Source organism: Protofrankia symbiont of Coriaria myrtifolia (assembly GCF_900634755.1).
Lineage (GTDB): Bacteria > Actinomycetota > Actinomycetes > Frankiales > Frankiaceae > Protofrankia > Protofrankia coriariae.
Window position 1 is genome coordinate 3,199 of sequence record NZ_CAAAFS010000009.1, and the last position, 667, is coordinate 3,865.

Genomic DNA, 667 nt, shown 5'->3' on the forward strand with positions numbered 1-667 from the left:
CGAGGCGTTCCGGCCGCGGTGCTCCCGCTACGTCATGGGCGCGGAAACCGACAAGATCCGTTCGATCCTGTCCGACCTGCGGGAACTCCACGCCGAGGTACAGGCCCGCGGACAGCTCCTGATCAAGTATGAGGTGCCGGCGGTGACCCGCGAGTTGGCCAGCAAGGGTGTGGGCCTACACCCGCTGGTGTGCCTCCTGGAGGAAGCCCACGTCGCCATCCAGCACAAGAAGCACGGAGAGGAGATCGGAGAGCTCCTTGTCGACATCGTCCGGCTGGGACGCAAACGCGGCATCCACCTGATCGTGTCGACACAGGCACCCACGAAAGACAGCATGCCGCGCGACGTCACCCGCAACTGCTCCAACGGCATCGCCTACGCGGTCGGAGACCACGTCGCCAACGACGCCCTACTCGGCCAGGGCGCCTACCGGGCCGGACACCGCGCCACCGAACTCATCCCGGGCACCGACGCGGGCACAGCGATCGTCAAGGGCTTCACCGGGGAACGCTCTGAGATCGCCCAGACCTATTTCATCCACGTGGCCCAGGTCCCCGGCATCATCCGCCGGTCACTGGAGGCCATCGCGCGCTCCGGCCGGGCTGTACCGGGCACCGATGCGGTCCGAGCGATCCCGGAGATGGAGAAGGCTCGCGACCACCTACTG

Annotated in this window: 1 pseudogene; it reads left to right on the plus strand. The window is 67.2% G+C overall.

Features of this window, described 5'->3' with window-relative positions:
• Window positions 1–667, plus strand: a pseudogene (locus tag CM1CMNOD_RS00390) (cell division protein FtsK); the annotation flags it as partial.